The sequence below is a fragment of the Burkholderia sp. D-99 genome, from assembly GCF_011605345.1.
Taxonomy (GTDB): Bacteria; Pseudomonadota; Gammaproteobacteria; order Burkholderiales; family Burkholderiaceae; genus Burkholderia.
Window position 1 is genome coordinate 329,076 of record NZ_JAAOXM010000004.1, and the last position, 20,394, is coordinate 349,469.

The 20,394-nt window shown below is 65.8% G+C and carries 15 protein-coding genes; 7 read left to right on the top strand and 8 right to left on the bottom strand.

Translation table 11 applies throughout. From position 1 onward, the window contains the following. The first annotated feature begins 4 nt into the window (after window positions 1-4). Window positions 5-928 carry a LysR family transcriptional regulator gene (locus tag HAV18_RS18685; RefSeq protein WP_166958391.1) on the top strand — a complete coding sequence of 308 codons (924 nt, stop codon included), beginning with the start codon at window positions 5-7 and terminating at the stop codon, window positions 926-928. 131 nt (window positions 929-1,059) lie between these two features. Beyond that, window positions 1,060-2,448: an MFS transporter gene (locus HAV18_RS18690; RefSeq protein WP_166958393.1), complete on the top strand. Its 1,389-nt coding sequence runs from the start codon at window positions 1,060-1,062 to the stop codon at window positions 2,446-2,448. A 74-nt stretch (window positions 2,449-2,522) separates the two neighbouring features. Here the strand turns inward: HAV18_RS18690 and HAV18_RS18695 are convergent, their stop codons facing one another. From HAV18_RS18695 to HAV18_RS18710, 4 genes are all read right to left on the bottom strand, one after another. Further along, window positions 2,523-3,050: a hypothetical protein gene (locus tag HAV18_RS18695; RefSeq protein WP_166958395.1), complete on the bottom strand. Its 528-nt coding sequence runs from the start codon at window positions 3,048-3,050 to the stop codon at window positions 2,523-2,525. A gap of 30 nt (window positions 3,051-3,080) precedes the next feature. Further along, window positions 3,081-5,072: a TIGR02594 family protein gene (locus HAV18_RS18700; RefSeq protein ID WP_166958398.1), complete on the bottom strand. Its 1,992-nt coding sequence runs from the start codon at window positions 5,070-5,072 to the stop codon at window positions 3,081-3,083. Between the two features lie 3 nt (window positions 5,073-5,075). After that, on the bottom strand, window positions 5,076-6,206 hold the full coding sequence (locus HAV18_RS18705; protein ID WP_166958400.1) for a hypothetical protein: 1,131 nt from the start codon (window positions 6,204-6,206) through the stop codon (window positions 5,076-5,078). 71 nt (window positions 6,207-6,277) lie between these two features. Further along, window positions 6,278-9,151 (bottom strand): type VI secretion system Vgr family protein, encoded by a 2,874-nt coding sequence (locus HAV18_RS18710; protein WP_166958402.1) that lies wholly within the window; start codon window positions 9,149-9,151, stop codon window positions 6,278-6,280. Between the two features lie 588 nt (window positions 9,152-9,739). Between HAV18_RS18710 and HAV18_RS18715 the strand changes: the two genes are divergently transcribed. Continuing rightward, window positions 9,740-10,444, top strand: a complete 705-nt coding sequence (locus HAV18_RS18715) for an MFS transporter (RefSeq protein WP_166958404.1) — start codon at window positions 9,740-9,742, stop codon at window positions 10,442-10,444. A gap of 125 nt (window positions 10,445-10,569) precedes the next feature. On the opposite strand, the gene HAV18_RS18720 is transcribed toward HAV18_RS18715, so the two are convergent. After that, entirely contained in the window at window positions 10,570-10,830 is a 261-nt protein-coding gene (locus HAV18_RS18720) for a hypothetical protein (RefSeq protein WP_166957925.1), read from the bottom strand. A 14-nt stretch (window positions 10,831-10,844) separates the two neighbouring features. Then, a complete protein-coding gene (locus tag HAV18_RS18725; RefSeq protein ID WP_166958406.1) occupies window positions 10,845-11,123 on the bottom strand; it encodes a DUF4148 domain-containing protein in 279 nt (92 codons plus the stop codon). Between the two features lie 269 nt (window positions 11,124-11,392). Between HAV18_RS18725 and HAV18_RS18730 the strand changes: the two genes are divergently transcribed. Genes HAV18_RS18730 through HAV18_RS18740 form a run of 3 tightly spaced genes read left to right on the top strand, consistent with a single transcriptional unit; the run spans window position 11,393 to window position 17,630 of the window. Next, entirely contained in the window at window positions 11,393-14,620 is a 3,228-nt protein-coding gene (locus tag HAV18_RS18730; RefSeq protein ID WP_166958408.1) for an efflux RND transporter permease subunit, read from the top strand. A 58-nt stretch (window positions 14,621-14,678) separates the two neighbouring features. Further along, complete coding sequence (locus HAV18_RS18735) at window positions 14,679-16,079, top strand: efflux RND transporter periplasmic adaptor subunit (protein ID WP_166958410.1); 1,401 nt, start codon at window positions 14,679-14,681, stop codon at window positions 16,077-16,079. A gap of 30 nt (window positions 16,080-16,109) precedes the next feature. Further along, window positions 16,110-17,630 (top strand): efflux transporter outer membrane subunit, encoded by a 1,521-nt coding sequence (locus tag HAV18_RS18740; RefSeq protein ID WP_166958412.1) that lies wholly within the window; start codon window positions 16,110-16,112, stop codon window positions 17,628-17,630. Here HAV18_RS18740 and HAV18_RS18745 read toward each other — a convergent pair. After that, window positions 17,602-19,092, bottom strand: a complete 1,491-nt coding sequence (locus HAV18_RS18745) for a heavy metal sensor histidine kinase (RefSeq protein ID WP_166958414.1) — start codon at window positions 19,090-19,092, stop codon at window positions 17,602-17,604. The two genes, HAV18_RS18740 and HAV18_RS18745, sit on opposite strands and share 29 nt — an antisense overlap. Continuing rightward, window positions 19,089-19,766, bottom strand: a complete 678-nt coding sequence (locus HAV18_RS18750; RefSeq protein ID WP_021160488.1) for a heavy metal response regulator transcription factor — start codon at window positions 19,764-19,766, stop codon at window positions 19,089-19,091. Before HAV18_RS18750 ends, HAV18_RS18745 begins: the two co-directional genes overlap by 4 nt. Window positions 19,767-19,965: 199 nt before the next feature. Between HAV18_RS18750 and HAV18_RS18755 the strand changes: the two genes are divergently transcribed. After that, entirely contained in the window at window positions 19,966-20,223 is a 258-nt protein-coding gene (locus tag HAV18_RS18755; protein WP_166958416.1) for a DUF4148 domain-containing protein, read from the top strand. The last annotated feature ends 171 nt before the right edge of the window (window positions 20,224-20,394 follow it).

The following is a 20,394-nucleotide window of genomic DNA, read 5'->3' on the forward strand; positions in this document are numbered from 1 at the left end:
TCCGATGCTCGATCTGAATGATCTCGCGCTGTTCGTCCAGGTCGTCCGGGCCGGCAGCTTCTCGGAGGCCGCGCGGCGCCTTCGCATGCCGGCCAACACGCTGAGCCGGCGCATCGACCAGCTCGAGGGGCAGATCGGCACGCGCCTGCTGCACCGCTCCACCCGCAAGCTCGCGCCGAGCACCGAAGGCCAGGCGCTGTTCGAGCGCTATGCGCCGGCGCTCGACCGGATCTTCGAGATCGAGCGGCAGCATGCGGACGGGCAGGAACCGTCCGGCACCGTGCGCGTGGCGGCAATGGCCGGCCTGTTCGAATTCTTCAAGCTGGAATGGCTCGCCGAGTTCTATGCGCGCTATCCGCAGATCAGCATCGACTTCCTGCTCGACGACACGCCGTCCGACCTGATCGCCGAGCGCATCGACCTCGCGCTGCGCATCGGCATCGAGACGGGCGGCAGCTTCCGCGTGCGCCGGATCGCGCCGGGCACGATGATCCTCGCCGCCAGCCCCGCCTATCTCGAACGACGCGGCGCGCCACGCACGCCGCGCGACCTGGCCGACCACGATTGCCTCACCGTGTCGAGCCGCCAGGGGCGCAGCATGTGGCGCCTGCAGGGGCCGCGCGGCACGCAGGAAATCTCGATCGCCGGCCGTTTCTCGGTCAACGACATGCGCGTGGTCGTGCAAGCCTGCATCGCCGGGCTGGGCATCGCGCTGGTGCCGCAGTTGCTCGTCGAGCCTGCGATCGAGCAAGGCAAGCTGGTGCGCGTGCTGCCGTCCTATCGACGCTCGAGCACGGGCCTCGGGCTGCAGCTCGTCTATACGAGCCGCCCGCCGCTGCCGCCCGCGGTCACGCTCGTCGCCGAATTCCTGCTGGAAAAGCTGGGGCAAGGGATACCGGGGTACCCGGAGCACACGGCCGACCGATAAGGTTTCGTTGTCGCGGCAAACGGAATTTCTTGTTGGACGCGGAATTTCGGCACACGAACACTGCGGGGCATCGCGTCGGGTACCGCCCGACGCCCAAGCAAGGGCCCGGGGCCCCATCGCAGGAGACAGCCATGCCGGCATCAGGAAGCGCCATCAACGTCCGGGAATTCATCGACGAACGCCCCGTCAGCCCGTTTCAGTGGCTGGTGGGGTTGCTCACGTTCGTCGTGATCTCGCTGGACGGCTGGGATACCGTCATCATCGGTTTCGTCGTGCCGGAGCTCATCAAGGAATGGGGCGTCACCAAAAGCGCGCTGGCGCCGGTACTCAGCGCCGCGCTGTTCGGGCTGGCAGCCGGCGCGCTGTCGGGCGGGCCGATCGCCGACCGGTTCGGCCGCAAGCGCGTGCTGGTCGCGAGCGTGCTGATCATCGGTATCGGGACGCTGGCCACTGCGCACGCGACGTCGCTCGCGACGATGCTGCCGATCCGCTTCGTCACCGGGCTCGGCCTCGGCGCCGTGATGCCGAACGTCGTGACGCTGTGGTCCGAGTACGTGCCGGAACGCCGGCGCTCGTTCCTCGTGACGCTCGTGTACAGCGGGTTCACGGTCGGCGCCGCGCTGTGCGGGTTCATCGCGGCATGGATCATCCCGAGCTACGGGTGGCGCGCGATGCTGACGGTGGGTGGTGTGCTTGCGGTGGTCTGCGTCCCGATCCTGATGCGCTGGCTGCCCGAATCGGTCGCATTCCTGACGGTTCAGAACAAGCGTCCCGAACTGATTGCGAAGATCCTTGCCGCGATCGGCCGCACGCGCGTGGCGGCTGATACGACATTCTTCCTGCCCGCGCAGCCGAAGGTGAAAGGCGGCGCGATCGGCACGATCCTGTCGACGCGCTATCTCGCGGGCACGGTCCTGATCTGGCTGTGTTATTTCGTCGGGCTGTTCGTCCTTTACCTGCTGTACAACTGGCTGCCGACGATGGCGAAAGACGCCGGTTATACCAGTGCACAAGGCGCGATCATGGTCGGCTTCCTGAACTGGGGCGGCACGCTGGGCTCGGTCGCGATCGGCTGGCTGATGGATCGCTTCGACCGCTACCGGGTGATCGCCGTGAGTTTTTGCCTGGCGGCACTGTCGCTCTGGGCCGTACACGGAATGCAGTCGACGTTCTGGGTCCTGCAGGTGCTCGCCTTTGCGTGGGGATGGTTCATTCCCGGCACCAATACCGGCATGAACGCGCTGACCGCGCGCTTCTACCCGACCGTCGCGCGTTCGACCGGATTGAGCTGGATGCACGCGTTCGGACGGCTGGGCGCGATCGGCAGCGCATTTGCCGGCGCGGCGCTCCTGAGCGCGGGGCTGGGGCTCGGCCAGATTCTCCCGATCATGGCCGTCGCGCCGCTGACCGGCGCCGTAGCCGTGCTCGTGATCGCGGGGCTCGTGAAGCGCTGGGCGCTGGCCGATGAGTCGGCGGGAACGGCGGTGACTTCTGCGGCGGAGGTTTCCGCGAATACCTAACGATAGCCGTCGCGACAGCGCTCAGATCCGGCAGGTCGCCACCTTCCTGTCGGTCTCGCCAACAATCTCCGCGGTCAACGAGGGGATAACGACTTGTGTCCCGTTGCCTTCAACGCGACATTGACATCATCGCGCGTGTTGACGATACGGCCTTCCACCTTGCAGTCCGATTGCACCGGCTTCGCACCGACTGCAAATCCCACGCCGCCGAGATCGGTTGCTACCCATTGCGCGTTGCGCTTTTCAAGCGCGAACTTCATGATCTCGGCCTGGTCATCCGTCATCTCCAGGCTGCCGTCCTTATCCGTCAATGCAACACATGCGAAGGCGGCATCACGATCCTTGATCAGATCGACCACGAAATAGTGGTAATCCTTCAGGTCCGGTTCGCTGTCGTTCAGCCGGTGAACGGCGGCCAGTATATGGGCGCGGTCAGGGTCGCTCTTGTCCAGATCGCGGGCATACGTCACGTTGGCGACGGTCGCGACGAGGATCAATGCGCATGCAGTGAGCTTTGATAGCTTTATCATCAAGATTCGAGAAAAATAAGTAACCGGGATCGCCCCGTCATCGAGCGGCAGTGCGAACGTCTCGCGGGACATCGCAACACCCGGCGTCGGGCAAAAGTACATCTATCGAGTCGATGCTGCCGTCATCGATGTGCTGCCGTCATCCGGCACAAGCGCCAGTTGATAGTCATCATCCGTTGCGTCATAGCCGTTCGGGAGACGATACGCTACCACCAAAGACGGCGGCAGATGGCTTTTGTTCACCTCATGCGCCTTGCCCTGGTTCCCACCCAACGTTGCCAACGATTGCAGATGTTGATGAGCATCGAAGCGATGAGCACCGTTGACAAAGGTAACGTGGTACGCGCTCTTGCCGAAGCGCACGACGGCGATGGCGCCGTACACCGGCTTGTTCCCCTTGGTCGGCTTCCCCCACTTCAGGAAACTGCTTGCCATCGCATTGGTCTTTCCCTTCGTCCCCTCATAGCCCGCGCGCTGCAGACACCAGTTCACGAATGCCGCACAGTATGCGGCGGAATTCGGATCAGCCTTGGCTTGCGACGTCGCACCGAAATACTCCTTGATGTGCTCGGTGGAAACGTCTCCTCCCTTGCGCTTGATGCCGACGCGACGCTCCTCCTCTGCATACGTCATCCACGGTGCATGACTGGCACTCAGTGCCTCGGTTTTCGGGTGATCGCTCTCGTCCCGGGAACGGACAGCATGCACTTCCGGCGCCGGCTTTGGCGCGGGTGATGACCCGGCAGACCCGCTTGCCGGATGCGTGCTTGGGTGCGCAGGCGCGCTCGTTGCAGGTGCGGCAGGAGCCGTATGAACGGCTTTCCCGTGAGTCTCCGCTGCGTGGGCCGAGGCAGCGGTCGATGCAGATGCCGCGGTCGTCGCGGGAGCCGCCGCTGCGACGGCCGATCCGGCGCCCACAGGGGCCGCCGCAGATGATGAGCCTGCCGCCACCGGTGCGGCGGCCGTTGCCGCGCCCGGTGACGAAGACGGGTGCGCATGTGCCTTCGGTACGGTCAATACCTGATGCGGATACAGAAAGTACGGCGATGCAATGCCGTTCAGACGCGCCAGCACGCGATAGCTCGTCGAGTATTTTTTCGCGATCTTGCTGAGCGTATCGCCTTTCTGAACGATATAGGTCTCCGTACCGCCATGCGGAGCGACGCTGGCTGCGCTGGCGTGCGAGGCGGCAGCAGCGGGAGCGGGAGCGGGAGCGGGAGTCGGGGTAGGCGCCGCGGGATGACTCGCTGCAGGCTGAGGCTGCGCAGGCGCAGGCGGCGGCTTGTGCAATTCGGTCGCCGACGGCACGACGATTGTCGGCGCAACGACCGTAATGGCCGTAGCGGGCGTCGTCGGTGTCACGGTCTGCTCGATCTGCACCCACTTGTGATCGTGTTCCGACCAGGCCTGCAAGGAAACCGGCCCACCCGACAGCGCGGCCTGTACCTGCACTTGCCCGTTCTTGTCCGTGACCAGGTCGATCGTTTTGCCGCCCTGGGTTGCCTTCATTTTGGTGTTGACCAGATGCGCCTTGGCCTGGTCGAGCACGTAGACGTTCACCGTCGGCAGACAGCCTTTGCAGCCAGCCTTCTGTGCGCGTTCGATAGCCCGCTTCATCGACGGGCCACCGGCCACTTCGATAATGTTCTTCGCGTATTTCTTGTCCGTGGCGTAACCAGCCGACTGCAGCGCCCGTGCTTCCGCTTCGAGATTCCCCTTTACCCCTTCGCTATAAAGACCCGCCGCCGCATAGCGAGGATTCGATGCAAGAAATTTCTGACGATCTCGCAAGCTCTCCAGCATGGACGGATACACGCGAAACGCAGCCGTCACCAAATACTTGCTTCCATCTTCCCTCTCTTCCGGGACGGTAAAGGTACGCGACTCACCGTGCCACGACGCATCAGCCTTGATGTTGAAGAAGTTGTTCGTTCCCTGCAGAACGCGCTCTCCCCAGCCCGTTTCCTGCGCAGCCTGCGCAAGAATCAGTTTCCACGAGCAGCCCGTCTCGTCGGCGACCTGTCGAGCCGGACAATACAGGTTCTTGATGAATTCCAGTTCGTCGTCGTACGTATATTTCTTGTCGCCCGCCATGACTTAACTCGCTCCCCGCTGAAATACAGCGCCATGCCCTTTGGTTTTCGTCACGCCGACCCAATTACTGCCGTCGAACCCGATCGCATCCATCTCGCTGCCGAACGTATGGAGCGTACTCACGGCATGCGAGGTCGGATCGATGGACAGCAACACGGCGCGATTGCCCTTGCATGCGTCACCGATGACGCTCACGGTACGATTGCCGCTAGCGACCGCATCGATGCTGCAGAGCGTGCCATTTCCCGTCGAGAAGGTGGACGTTGTCTTTCCCGCAGGATCGACCGTCACGACCGTCAACACACCAGCAGGCGTGACGCCGACGTCATGCACAAGCCCGTCGGAAGACACGAACGCACTCGCCGCCGTCACGTTGCCGGGCAACGGATACGCGGAACGGACATATCGCTTGCTGTCGAGATCGATCTGCGACACCGCGTATCCGTCGTGCCCTGCTCCGGCGTTCGGCAGGAACTTGCCTGCCACCAGAAGGCGCCGGCCATCCAGCCGGGCGGACGCGTCGGTCCAGAATGCTCCACTCGAAAGCTGCGTCAGCGTGGGCTGCCCGAGATCGGCATCGAAGTGCGCGACGAATGTGCCGAATGGCCCGCCACGCTGCAATGTCGCGCTCGTGCCCCCTGCGACATTGACGCCGGCAGGACCCACGTCGAGCATGTAGAACCACTCGTCAAAGCCTGCATGAATCGGCTGCCGCTTTTCGAGCTTGCCCGCAACGGAGAGGCGGTTCACGACGACGCTCGTTTGATTGAGCGACTCGCTGCCCTGCGTGTGTTCCTCGGTCACCGCATAAATCGAGTGGCCGTCGCTACCACAGGCCACCGCCGAATTGCTGACATGACCCGAGCCATATGGAATGGCGGTACGCCACTCCACCCGGCGGCTACCCGCATCGACCAGCACGACCATTGCGGATCGGCTCGGCGCGCTGTCGTCATAGATATGTCCGCTGATGCAGTAACGGTCATTGCCGAGAGGATTGATGGCGTCGGCACTGAATCCTGCCGGCGTACCGAGCGGAAGCTCCGTCGTCTGCGCCGATGCAACCGTGGCGTGGACCAGCATCGCACCCAATACAGCGCGTATCCAGTACTTGACCTGCACTCGTGCTTTCATCTGCTTTTGCCTTATCTCTCTGACTGCCTTTCGCGACCTCAAATGCCCACCCGTCCACTTCCGGATGGGGGTCAGGCCGCCGTGTGTTCCGTATCCGTCGAATCGTCCGCGTCAGTCGAATCGTCTTCGCCCGTCGTGTCGCCGGCATCGTCCGTCATCGCATGATCCGCGTAGTCAAACACGCCCGCATCGGGGTGATCGACCTCGTTGGCGCTCATGTAGAACGGCTCCTGATACATCATCGTCTTCCATTTGCCATGGTTCAGATCGAAGATCGCGTGGATCTGCTGCGGCGTATCGGTAAAGGCGCGCAAGGTCTGTCCACTGCCATCGAGCATGCCGCTGCCGAGAATGACCCCCGCGTCACCAACCAATCGATAACCGACCGCCTGCACAACGCCATCCGGTTTGTGCAGGACTTCGTCGAGCACCAGTTGCTGGCTGTACTGCAACGGTTGCTGGCTTTCGAAAAACGCCTGCTGCGGGGGCGAGACGCTCGTGCCGCCTTGCTTTTCCCACGATGCGCACCGCTCGAGGATCTGCCCCGGCGTACCGTTCTCGATCCCGTTCGTCGAGATCTTGATGTAAGAGTTGCCCGCGCCGATCCAGATTTCTTTCGGAGCGGTCAGAACGATCCGGCCGTCCTTGGTCGAGATCGAAATGTCTTTCAATGCCGCCAACGCCATCGCATCACCCTGTGCCTGGATCTCGACCTTGCCTTTGGCCGCGAACAGTTTCATCCCCGCTTTCTGAACGAACAGGCTGAGTTTCTCCGCAACGCTCGCGACAAGAGACTTGCCTGTCGCAACGTGCATGTTTTGCCCGCTGACGAGATTGACGTGCTCATCTGCCGTGATCTGCGTCGACTGCTGCGTCGACAGCGCGATACCGTCCGGACTTGCCATCAGCATCACCGGCTTCGCAAAGCTGTTCGCGCTGCCCGTGCCACCGCCAGCAGTCCGCCCGCCATGCGACGCGGCAGTGACACTGTGCCGCGTCGCATCACGGAATCCGGCCAGCGCATCGCTGCCCGGCTGCAGGCTTTCCGCCTGGCTCGCCACACTCGCCTGCGACTGCGCGTCGAGCACCCCGTATGCATTGACGAGTTGCTCCGTCGCCTCGCCTGCATCCAGCGGTTGTCCCGCGGTCGCCTGATGCGTCGATATGTACAATCCTTGACCTGCACGGATCGCGCCGTATGCTGTCGACTTCAGATCGAAGCCCGTTCCGAGATAGCTTCCCCGCGTGTTGTCGGCATGCTCGACAAGGTGCCCGAGATGCAGATGCGAATCGCCACTCGTCGAGTACAGCTGCGCCCGGTTCTGGCCAGTAGAGTCATCCATCACGAGATGGTTGTAACCACTGCCGCCATATTCTTTCGACCGATAGCCGGACAAGACGCCGTGGCTGTGCCACTGGGGCCGGACGCTCCCGTTGTAGACTCGATGGAGAACGATCGGCCTGTCACAATCCCCGCCTACGTATCCGACCAATACTTCCTCACCGACCCTCGGAACGTGAACGCTCCCGTACCCGCCACCGGTATCCGATTGCGCAACTCTCACCCAGCATGAAGCACTCGCATCGGCCGGGTTTTGGCGATCCCACACGAACATGACCTTGACCCGGTTCAGTTCGTCCGTGTACACCTCTTCTCCACGGGGACCCACTACGATGGCCGTCTCCAGCTCCATCACCGGCTTCTTGTGCTCGAACGGGCTCCGATACGGGACGGTCACCCGCTGCGCTTCCACCTCGACCAGGTAAAATCCCGCCGATCCATCTCCGTGCACAACGGCCTCTCCCGTATGTGCCGATTTCGCGTGCGCAAGCTGGCTCTGCAAGCTATGCGGGAAGCTCGCTTCCTGGATGGGCAGCGGCAGGTTGTTCTCGATGTGCCGCTGCACCTTGATCGCGACGAATTCGCGCTGGCTGGCCGAGTCGCGATCATGTTCCGGATGTCCCGTCAAAGTGAAGCGACAACCGGCGTCAATTGCGCGGACACCACCCACGCCGAAGAATCGCTTCGCTCGCGACTCCCATTCCTCCAGGTGAATCTTTGACAGGTGTTCGCCGCGGCTCCGGTCCAGATACGTATAGGCGCCGGTGTATTCGTAGACTTCAGCCTGCTCCGGCAAATTCCCCTGACCAGACATTGTCGGCAAAGTCGTGCCTTTGGGATTGACGACGGACGAAGGCGCCTTGTAATCGAACGTGCGTGTCGTGTAAACGGTGCTCTGCAACGTCCGGGAACCCGCCCACTGCGCAAATGCATCCGTTTCGCCACGCGTACCCGACCTGGAGAACCCGACCGAACCGGGTGACATCTCATCGAGTGAGTAGATATCGTCGGTCACGACAAATCGATGCGACTTCCCGTCGTTGTCGTGCCGCCAGAAGCCGAACAAGCCCTCTTCCTCCAGCAAGCGATGGATGAAATTCCAGTCGGTCTCGCTCTGGCGGCAATATGAACGCGAAGGCAGCGGCTTCAGCAACGCAAATTCGAACTGCCCTCGTGCCTGCGGATGCACGTTGAATACGTCCGTGATGATGGCGTCGACGCTTTTGTCCTGCCAGTACCGCATGTCGGTGCGGAACTTGAGGAAATGCATCCAGGAAGCGAAAGTCAGCTGATAGCTCGAAAGGCTACCGTCAGCACCCAGTCTGCGAGCCGTATGAATGTAGCCGTTGAGCGGCCGATAGGACTTGTTCGCTTGTTGAATCCAGAGCGTGATCGGTTGGGCGATCAGCGTCTTCAATTCGATGTCGCCCGCCGTGGAGACCATGTCGAGCGTCACGCTAAAATCGCGACCAAGCTCGGCATAGGTCACGGCTCGCCGCGGTACGAGTGCGTTCTCCGGCAACATCGGGATGCTCGTCTTGAGCAGGCGGTCCTGCTGGATCAGGCCGCCACGAATCGCCTGAGCCACTTCGGTCATGTTCATTCGTTATCCATCTTCTTGTTTTTTGCGAGCCAGCAGTGGTCCGCACTCTCACGGGAACGGCACCCCGTCTTGCCGCCGCAATTCTAGCGGCAACAACAAGTCGCGAGATTGTATTTAATCTCTAAAACAACAATATTGACTGACAAAAATTGAAGTGCGAATCACGAACCTGCCAGCCGCATCCTTTCGGCATCTTCAATATTTCATTTTCCAAACAACTTCATTTATTTTTAATTTCTATTTTCGTTACAGAGAATGAAATATGTAATGTCGAGGTGCCTCACGGTAACCGCCACAGTCGATGCTGATGTCGACGACGCTTCAATCAGCCCCACTGGCGTTGTATCCGGCTGAACCGCCCGGAGGCGGACGACGTCGCAATCAATACCGGCTGTTCAGTGCTGTCAACTGAAAAGCGAACCGCCTATCGGGTTCGCCTCATTGCAGACCAATTTGATTCAAACTGAATGAGTTACGCAACGAACCATTTCGGAACAGCCAACACGGCAAATCAAGCACCGCGCCTCGCTTCGGAACAAGCGTCCCGAACTGATTGCGAAGATCCTTGCCGCGATCGGCCGCACGCGCGTGACAGCTGATACGACATTCTTCCTGCCCGCGCAGCCGAAGGTGAAAGGCGGCGCGATCGGCACGATCCTGTCGACGCGCTATCTCGCGGGCACGGTCCTGATCTGGCTGTGTTACTTCGTCGGGCTGTTCGTCCTTTACCTGCTGTACAACTGGCTGCCGACGATGGCGAAAGACGCCGGTTATACGAGCGCACAAGGCGCGATCATGGTCGGCTTCCTGAACCGGGGCGGCACGCTGGGCTCGGTCGCGATCGGCTGGCTGATGGATCGCTTCGACCGCTACCGGGTGATCGCCGCGAGTTTTTGCCTGGCGGCACTGTCGCTATGGGCCGTGCACGGGATGCAGTCGACGTTCTGGGTCCTGCAGGTGCTCGCCTTTGCGTGGGGATGGTTCATTCCCGGCACCAATACCGGCATGAACGCGCTGACCGCGCGCTTCTACCCGACCGTCGCGCGTTCGACCGGCTTGAGCTGGATGCACGCGTTCGGACGGCTGGGCGCGATCGGCAGCGCATTTGCCGGCGCGGCCCTCCTGAGCGCGGGGCTGGGGCTCGGCCAGACTCTCCCGATCATGGCCGTCGCGCCGCTGACCGGTGCGGTCGCCGTGCTCGTGATCGCGGGGCTCGTGAAACGCTGGGCGCTGGCCGATGAATCGGCGGTGCCGGCCGCACCTGCGGAGGCCGAGGTTTCGCTGAATACCTGAGAGCGGATGAACCGGGGCAGCCTCGCTTCACGGTGTGTTCGCCGCATCACCCGCGCTTTCCGGCCGGATTGCGATCCCGTCGCTCACGTCGGCCGGGATTGCCGCCCGTGGCGGTTCATGGCCGCTCATGGCCGCGCATCGCCGGCCACGCCGAGTTGCCGGTCGATGCCGCTGTCGCGACCGCGCGACGTCTCGCCGCCCCGATTCGATACGACGCCGGCCGCATGCGGTCGACCGTCGTCAGCCACGCGCGCCGGGTTCAACGCTTGCAGCACGCTGGCGCGGCTGCCGTCGTCATTGGGCAATTGCGGCATCCCGCGTGCAAAGGCGGGCGCGACCGCCGCCGTGAGCAGCGCAGCGATCGCCAGTCGGGAAAGACGCTTCATCGCCAGCCTCCCGGTTACTGCGCACTGACGGCCGGCACCGGCGCCGACGCCGTCGCGGTAGCCTGCTCGCCGTGCGCGATCGCATAGAGCTCGCGATTGCGCGCGATCGTCTGCGTGCTCGGCGGATAGTCCCAGTTCGACGTGGGCACGGTGCCGTCGCGCTGCGCCTGAACGAGATCGGCGATCACGTCGGCACGGGTCGGGCCCGACGATGACGTCTGCGCGAAAGCGGCTACCGGCGTGCCGATGGCGAGGGTGAGCAGCGCGGTCGCTGCGATCAGTCTGCGATTCATGATGAAACTCCCCAGAACGGTTCGATGAGGACGCATCGTCGATGCGCCGCCGGCGGTGCCGCGGATGCGGTTCGCCGCCCGACACCTTCATTCTGGTGACCGCGGCCGGCACGACGCTGACCGCCACATGACAATCCTGAAATCTGCGCCGCAACCCGCAGATAACAGCTTCGTAATCTTCGAGTCAGGGCCGGGTCAACGCGGCATCGGCAGACTGCACGCTCGTCGCATCCATTGCGGCGCCCGTGCCCTGCTTCGAGGAAAACATCATGTGGATCGTCCGGCTGGCGTTGCGCAGGCCCTATACGTTCGTCGTGCTCGCGCTGCTGATCTTCATCGCGGGCACGCTCGCGATCCTGCGCACGCCGACCGACATCTTTCCGAACATCGACATCCCGGTCGTCAGCATCGTCTGGTCGTACAACGGTTTTTCCGCCGAGGACATGGCCAGGCGCATCACGACCAACTACGAGCGCGCGCTCACGTCCGACGTCGACGACATCGAGCACATCGAATCGCAATCCCTGAACGGCGTGTCGGTCGTGAAGATCTTCTTCCACCCCGGCGCGGACATCAATCGCGCGATTGCCGAAGCCTCGAGCAACTCCGCGTCGATCCTGCGGATCCTGCCGCCCGGCACGCTGCCGCCGAACATCATCACGTACAACGCGTCGACGGTGCCGATCCTGCAGCTCGGGCTGTCGAGCAGCACGCTCGCCGAACAGCAGCTGTACGACCTCGGCAACAGCTTCATCCGCACGCAGCTCGCGACCGTCCAGGGCGCGGCCGTGCCGCTGCCGTTCGGCGGCAAGGTGCCCGAGATCGTCGTCGACCTGAACATGCGCGCGCTGCAGGCCAAGGGGCTCGCACCGATCGACGTGGTCAACGCGATCAACGCGCAGAACCTGATCCTGCCCGGCGGCACCGCGAAGATCGGCGCGCGCGAATACAACGTGCAGATGAACGGCAGCACGCAGACCGTCGCCGCGTTGAACGACCTGCCGGTGAAGACCATCGGCGGCAACGTCGTCTATGTGCGCGACGTGGCCCACGTGCGCAACGGCTACGCGCCGCAGACCAACATCGTGCGCAGCGACGGCAAGCGCGCGGCGCTGCTGACGGTCGAGAAGACCGGCAGCGCATCGACGCTGACGATCATCGGCCAGGTGAAGGCGATGCTGCCGAAGATCGCGGCCGGCCTGCCGAAGGCGCTGCACATCACGCCGCTCGGCGACCAGTCGGTGTTCGTGAAATCGGCGATCCAGGGCGTCGCGCGCGAAGCGCTGATCGCCGCGTGCCTGACGGCGCTGATGATCCTGCTGTTCCTCGGCAGCTGGCGCGCGACGCTGATCATCGCGGTGACGATCCCGCTCGCGGTGCTGACCTCGCTGTGCGCGCTGGCCGCGCTCCGCGAGACGATCAACATCATGACGCTCGGCGGGCTCGCGCTGGCGGTCGGGATTCTCGTCGACGATGCGACCGTCGCGATCGAGAACATCACGCACCACCTCGAACGCGGCGCGCCGCTCGAGGAGGCGATCCTGACCGGCGCGGGCGAGATCGCCGTGCCGACCTTCGTGTCGACGCTGTCGATCTGCATCGTGTTCGCGCCGATGTTCCTGCTGACGGGCGTCGCGCGCTACCTGTTCGTGCCGATGGCCGAAGCGGTGATCTTCGCGATGATCGCGTCGTACTTCTTCTCGCGCACGCTGATCCCGACGCTTGCGATGGTGCTGATGCGCGCAAAGGGGCACGGCAGGCCGCCGCGCCGCATCTTCGCTCGCTTCGCGCGCTTCCAGGCCGCCTTCGAGCACCGTTTCGAGGCGGTCCGCGCGCGCTATCGCGCACTGCTGTCGGCCGCGATCGAGAACCGCCGCCGCTTCACGGCCGCGTTCCTGCTCGCCTGTGTGGCTTCCACGAGCCTGTTCGCCGTCGCCGGGCAGGATTTCTTCCCGTCGGTCGATACCGGCGAGATCCGGCTGCACCTGCGCGCGCCGACCGGCACGCGAATCGAGGAGACCGCGCGCCTGACCGACGAGGTCGAGGCGCGGATCCGCTCAGTGATCCCGGCGAACGAACTGGCCGGCGTGCTCGACAACATCGGCGTGCCGGTCAGCGGGATCAACCTGACCTACGACTCGTCCGATCCGGTCGGCGCCGGCGATGCCGACATCATGATCACGCTGAAGCCGAACCACCCGCCGACCGCGCAGTACGTGACGAAGCTGCGCAACCTGCTGAACCAGGCGTTCCCGGGCGTGACCTTCGCGTTCCTGCCGGCCGACATCGTCAGCCAGATCCTCAACTTCGGGTTGCCCGCGCCGATCGACATCCAGATCGTCGGCAACCGGCTCGATGCGAACCGCGCGGTCGCGAACCGGTTGCTCGCGCAACTGCGCGGCGTGCGCGGCCTCGTGGACGCGCGCATCCAGCAGCCCGGCGACGCACCCGCGATCAACGTCGACGTCGATCGCACCAAGGCGATCCAGGCCGGGCTCCAGCAACGCGACGTGTCGCAGAACCTGCTGATCGCGCTGTCCGGCAGCTCGCAGACCACGCCGAACTTCTGGCTGAACCCGGCCAACGGCGTCAGTTACCCGGTGCTGGTGCAGACGCCGCAGTACGACGTCAATTCGCTGCAGTCGCTCGCGAACATCGCGATGCCGACCGCCGCGCAATCGCCGCAGACGCCCGCGGGCGGCCCCGCGGCCGGCGCGGGTGCGCAGAACCTGCTCGGCACGCTGGGCACCTTCTCGCGCGCCGAGCAGCAGGCCGTCGTGTCGCACTACAACGTGCAGCCGGTGCTCGACATCTTCGCGTCGGTGCAGGACCGCGATCTCGGCGGCGTGACGGCCGACGTGACGACGCTCGTCGACGCCGCACGCGCGCAACTGCCGCCCGGCTCGTCGATCGTGCTGCGCGGCCAGGTGCAGGCGATGCACCAGTCGTTCGCGGGGCTGCTGAGCGGCCTCGTGCTCGCGATCGCGCTGGTCTACCTGCTGATGGTCGTGAACTTCCAGTCGTGGCTCGACCCGCTCGTGATCGTCAGCGGCCTGCCCGCATCGCTCGCGGGCATCGCGTGGATGCTGTTCGTCACGAACACGACGCTGTCGGTGCCCGCGCTGACCGGCACGATCCTGTGCATCGGCATCGCGACCGCGAACAGCATTCTCGTCGTCAACGCGGCGCGCGAGCTGAGCGCCGGCGGCACGCCGCCGTGGCAGGCCGCGCTCGACGCGGGGTTCAGCCGGTTCCGCCCGGTCGTGATGACCGCGCTCGCGATGCTGATCGGCATGCTGCCAATGGCGCTCGGCCTCGGCGACGGCGGCGAACAGAACGCGCCGCTCGGCCGCGCGGTGATCGGCGGCCTGGCGTTCGGCACGGTGTCGACGCTGCTGTTCGTGCCCGTCGTGTTCGGCTTTGTCCATGCGTGGCTCGAACGGCGCCGCGATGCGGCCGCCGCAGCCCGCGTGCCGGACACGCCGGCACTGCCCTGAGCACGGTTGCCCGGAATACCCGCCGATTTCCTCCGACTCGCCCGACTTCGAACCCATCATGAACGACTCGACCGAACCGCTCGCCCCGCTTTCCGCCGAAACGGCGGCGGTGCCGCCTGCCGCGCGCGACACCGCGCCCGACGCGCCGCTGCCCCGTCGCGGCTACAGGCTCGCCGTCCCGCTGGCCGCGCTCGCACTCGCCGCCGCGCTGCTGGCCGCCGGCATCGTGCCGCGTATCGATGCACGTGCCGCCCAGCGCGTGCAGGTGGCCGCGCAGCGGGCGCTGCCGGTGTCCGTGATCCGGCCCGGCGCCGCGCCGGCCGACCAGACGCTCACACTGCCCGGTGCGGTGATGCCGTACGCGGAGGCGTCGATCTACGCCCGCACGAGCGGCTACATCGCGCACTGGAGTGCGGATATCGGCACGCACGTGAAAGCCGGGCAGACGCTCGCGCAGATCACGGCGCCCGACCTCGACGCGCAGTTGCGCCAGGCGCACGCCGACACATCGACCGCGCAGGCGAACTACGACTATGCGAAATCGACCGCGCAGCGCTGGCAGGACATGCTGAAGACGCAGTCGGTATCGCAGCAGGACACCGACACGAAGGTCGCCGACATGAACGCGAAGCGCGCGATGCTCGCCTCCGCACAGGCGAATGCCGCCCATCTGAACGAACTCGTGTCGTACGAATCGGTGACGGCGCCGTTCGACGGCGTGATCACCGCGCGCAACGTCGACGTCGGCACGCTCGTCACGGCGGGCGGCACACCGGGCAGCCCGGGGCTGTCGGGCGAGCTGTTCCACCTCGAGCAGACCGACACGCTGCGCGTGTTCGTCGACGTTCCGCAGGATAGCGCGGCCGGCGTGTCGGCCGGCACACCCGTGTACCTGACCACGCAGCAGTATCCGGGCCGGCGCTTCGCCGCGCGCGTGGCGCGCAGCGCGGGCGCGATCGATCCCGTGACGCGCACGCTGCGGGTCGAGATCGACGTCGACAACCGCGACCGCGCACTGATGCCGGGCGCGTATGCGCAGGCGCACCTGCTCGTCGCGAGCGCGGCGCCCGCGTTCGAGCTGCCGGTCAGCGCGCTGCTGTTCCGGCCGAACGGCGTGACGGTCGCGACCGTCGCCGCGAACGGCACCACCGCGCTGAAGACCGTGCAGATCGGCCGCGATTTCGGTACGCACGTCGAAATCGTCGCGGGGCTGGCCGCGTCCGATCAGGTGATCGACAACCCGGGCGATTCGATCGCCGGCGGCGAGGCCGTGAAGATCGTGGCGGTCGAGCCGGGTGCGGCGCAGGCGGCTGCGCGGGCCGGCGCGGCAACCGGTGTGCCGGCGGCGCCTCGCGCGGGAGCGGGAGCGGCGGCCGCACCTGCCGCACCTGCCGCACCTGCCGCCGTCGCGACGCCCGCGTCGACGCCGGTTGCAACGTCGACGCACGCCCGCGGCTGACCGTTCATGACAACCCGCGAGATCGCCACCATGTGCCTCCTTCATCCGCTCCCGTTCGCGCGCCGCGTCGTCGCGCTCGGCATCGCCGCCGCGTTGACCGCGTGCTCGACACTACCCGCCTATTCGCCGCCCGCCATCGCGGTGCCGGCGCACTATGCGGGCGTACCGGCTACGGGCGCCCCCGCCTCCCCATCCGGCTGGAACGTCGCCACACCAGCCGATGCCGCGTCGCGCGGCCCCTGGTGGACCGTCTTCGACGACGCAACGCTGAACGCGCTCGAAGCGCGTGTCGACATCTCGAACCAGACCGTGAAGAAAGCCGTCGCCGATCTCCAGCAGGCGCGCGCGATGGTCGACTACCAGCATGCGGGGTTCCTGCCGACCGTCACGGCCGGCGTCGCGCAAAGCCGCTCGCGCGTGTCGCAGAACAAGCTCGGCTCGTCGCTCGCCGGCAAGACGACGCCCGACTACCAGGCCGGCGTAGCCGCGAGCTGGGAACCCGACCTGTTCGGCCGCGTGCGCGACGCCGTGACGGGCGCACAGGCGAATGCCGAGGCGAGCGCGGCCGACCTGCAGGCCGTGAGGCTGTCCGTCACGGCCGAACTCGCGACCGACTATTTCGCGCTGCGCTCGCTCGACACGCAGAAGCAACTGCTCGACGAGACGGTGCGCGCGTATGCCGATGCACTGAAGCTGCTGAAGCAGCAACTCGCGGCCGGCGCGATCGACGCGTCGGCCGTCGCGCAGGCCGAGACGCAGCTCGAATCGACGCAGACGCAGGACACCGACATCGACGCATCGCGCGCGCAGCTTCAGCATGCGCTCGCGACGCTCGTCGGCGAAAGCGCGTCGACCTTCACACTGCCGCCGCGCGTACAGGCATTCGACGTGCCGGCGATCCCGGCCGGCGTGCCGTCGCAACTGCTCGAACGGCGGCCCGACATCGCGGCGGCCGAGCGGCGCGTGGCGGCCGCGAACGCGCAGATCGGCGAGGCGCGCGCCGCGTTCTTTCCCGATCTGGTGCTGTCGGCGAGCGCGGGGCTCGAAAGCGGGTTCTTCGCGCCGTGGCTCACCGCGCCGAGCCTGTTCTGGTCGCTTGGCTCGCAGCTCGCCGGCACGCTGTTCGATGGCGGGCGCCGCAGCGCGTCGCTGCACGCCGCGCATGCGCAGTACGACGGCGTGGTCGCCGATTACCGGCAGACCGTGCTGGCCGCGTTCCAGCAGGTCGAGGATCAACTGTCCGCGCTCGATGCGCTCGCATCGGAAGCGAACAGCCAGCAGCGCGCGACCGACGCGGCCGACCTGTCGCTGAAGCTGACGACCAACCGCTTCAACGCAGGTGCGGTCAGCTATCTCGACGTCGTGACCGCGCAGACGATCGCGCTGTCGAACCGGCGCCTGGCCGACCAGATCGCCGCGCGCCGGATGGAAGCGGCGGTCGCGCTGCTGACGGCGCTCGGCGGCGGCTGGAACAAGGATGCGGATGCGGATGCGCACGCAACGGCCGCCGCGCACGCGGCCGCTACGCCGCCGGCGTCCGGACGAACGTGAGGATGAAGCGCGTGCCGGCCGCGTCGCTTTCGACGCGTGCGGTGCCGCCGTGCAATTCCATCACCGAGCGCACGATCGCGAGGCCGAGCCCGGCCGTGCCGCCCGGCACGCCGCCGCTGCGTGCGGGGTCGCCGCGCACGAAGCGCTCGAAGATGCGCGGCAGCAGCGCGGGATCGATCGGCTCGCCCGGGTTCGCGACGACGACGCGCACCGCATCCGGCGTTTCGTCGACGCTCATCACGATCGCGCCGCCCGCCGGCGTATAGCGCAGCGCGTTGGCCAGCAGGTTACTGACCGCGCGGCGGAACAGTTCGAGATCGGCGGTCAGTTGCCCGTGCCCGTCGACGCGCAGCGTCGATCCGGCTTCGTCGGCCAGCCCTTCGAAATAGCCGGCGATACGCTCCAGTTCGTCGTGCACGTCGAACGCACGCTGCCGCGTGACGAAGCCCGGATGCTCGGCGCGCGCGAGAAACAGCACGTTCTCGATCATCCGCGCGAGACGGTCGTATTCCTCGAGATTCGATTCGAGCAGCGCCTGGTACTCGTCGGGCGAACGCGGCCGCGCGAGCGCCACCTCGGTCGCGCCGCGCATGTTGTTCAGCGGCGTGCGCAGGTCGTGCGCGAGATCCGCGCTGAATTGCGACAGGTGTCCGAACGCCTGCTGCAGGCGGCCGAGCATCGCGTTCTGCGCGTCGACGAGTGCCGTCAACTCGCGCGGCGCGCGCGACGCGTCGAGCCGCATATCGAGCTTGTCGACGGTGATCCGGCCCGTGTTCGCGACGATTTCGCGCAGCGGTGCGAGCGATGTACGGATCAGCCAGTAGCTGAGCAGCATCGCGAACAGCGCACCCAGGCCGCCGGCGATCTTCAGCCGGTCGCGGTAGCCGTCGAGCATCGCGGCGCGATCGCTCATGTTGCGCGCGATCGCGATCCGGATCGTCGAGTGGTCGCGCAACCGCGCATCGGTGACGACGCCGCGCACGGACACGCCGCCGTCGGCCGTCCAGGTCGCGATCCGGTCGGTGGTGATCCGTTCGTTCGCGGGCACCGGCGTCGCGTGCGGCGGGAACAGCTCGGCGTCGGGCAAGGCCGGCTGCGCGGGCGATGCGGGCGTCGATGCGGTTGCCGCCGGCTCGGGCAAGTCCTCGAACTCGGTGCGCTCGACGTTGTGGCGCGCGAGCACGTTGCCCTGCCCGTCGACGACGGCGATCGACAGCGCCGCGTTGCCGAGCACCTGGCTCGTCAGCCGGTCCGCATGCGTGCGCACCGCGTCGAGCGAATCGAGCTCGCCCGCCAGCCGGCGCGTGTGCCGCGCGGCGAGCACGATGTCGAGGTCGTCCTGCGTGCTCACCTGCCGCTCGAGGCCCGTGTACACATAGGTGCCGACCAGCGCGAAGACAGCGAGCGTGGTCGCGCCGAACGCGAGCGCGAGCGTCGCGCCGAGCGAACGCCCGAGCGTCATGCGGCGTCCTTCGGTTCGAGCACGTAACCGACACCGCGCACCGTATGGATCAGCTTGACCGCGAAATCGTCGTCGATCTTCGCGCGCAGCCGCCGGATCGCGACTTCGACCACGTTGGTATCGCTGTCGAAATTCATGTCCCACACGTACGACGCGATCTGCGTGCGGCTCAGCACCTCGCCCTGCCTGCGTGCGAGCAGCTGCAGCAGCGAGAATTCGCGCGGCGTCAGGTCGATCCGCACGGTGCCGCGCTTCACGCGGCGACGCACGACGTCGATCTCCAGGTCACCCACCGCGATGCGTTCCGTCTCGCGCGGCGGACCGCGCCGTGCGAGCGTGCGGATGCGCGCAAGCAGCTCGACGAATGCGAACGGCTTCACGAGGTAGTCGTCGGCGCCGAGTTCGAGGCCGTGCACGCGGTCCTGCACGTCGTCGCGCGCGGTCAGGAACAGCACGGGCGTCGCATGCGTGTCGCGCAGCCGCTTGAGCACACTCCAGCCGTCGAGCACGGGCAGCATCACGTCGAGCACGATCACGTCGTAGCTTTCCTCCTGCGCGAGCGTCAGGCCCTCGCCGCCATCCTTCGCGAGATCGACGCTGAAGCCGGATTCCTCGAGCCCCTTCTTCAGGTACGCACCGGTCTTCGGTTCGTCTTCGACTATCAGGATGCGCATGATCGGCTCCGTCGCATTCGGTGGTGACATGCGCCGATGTTACCGGGAAACGCCGCGCGCGAGCCGCGTCGCGCCGGTGCGAAACGGGATGATTACAAAACTGTCATCTGCGGGTCAGCATCGTGACTGCCGCGGGAACCAGAATGGGATACGTGGGGCCGCCCCACTCGCCCGTTCGTTCAACCGCCAAGGAATCGCCATGAAACTCTTCACTGCCTTTGTCGTCGCCGCGCTGAGCCTGCCGTTCGGCACCCAGGCCTTCGCCCAGTCCACGCAGGCGCCGCTCACGCGCGCCGAAGTCCGCCAGCAGCTGATCGATGCCGAAGCCGACGGCCTGCTGCCGACGAACCGGAACGACTATCCGCCGTCGCACGCGCAGATCGCGCGCAATCGCCAGCTTTACGCGCTCGCGCATCCCGATGCGGCGCCGGTCGCGACGGCATCGGCCGGTAATTGATCTCCGCCTGTGACCGACAGCCCGCTGACAGCCGGATGGTGTGCCGGCCCGGCGCCTGTCGGCGGAATTCGCGGCGCCCGCAGCCGGGCCCGCGAAATCCTTGTCGCTCAAGCGCTTGAGCGCGCCGGCCCGACGGCCGCCCTCCTGTCCGACGATTGCGCCGCCCGCGTG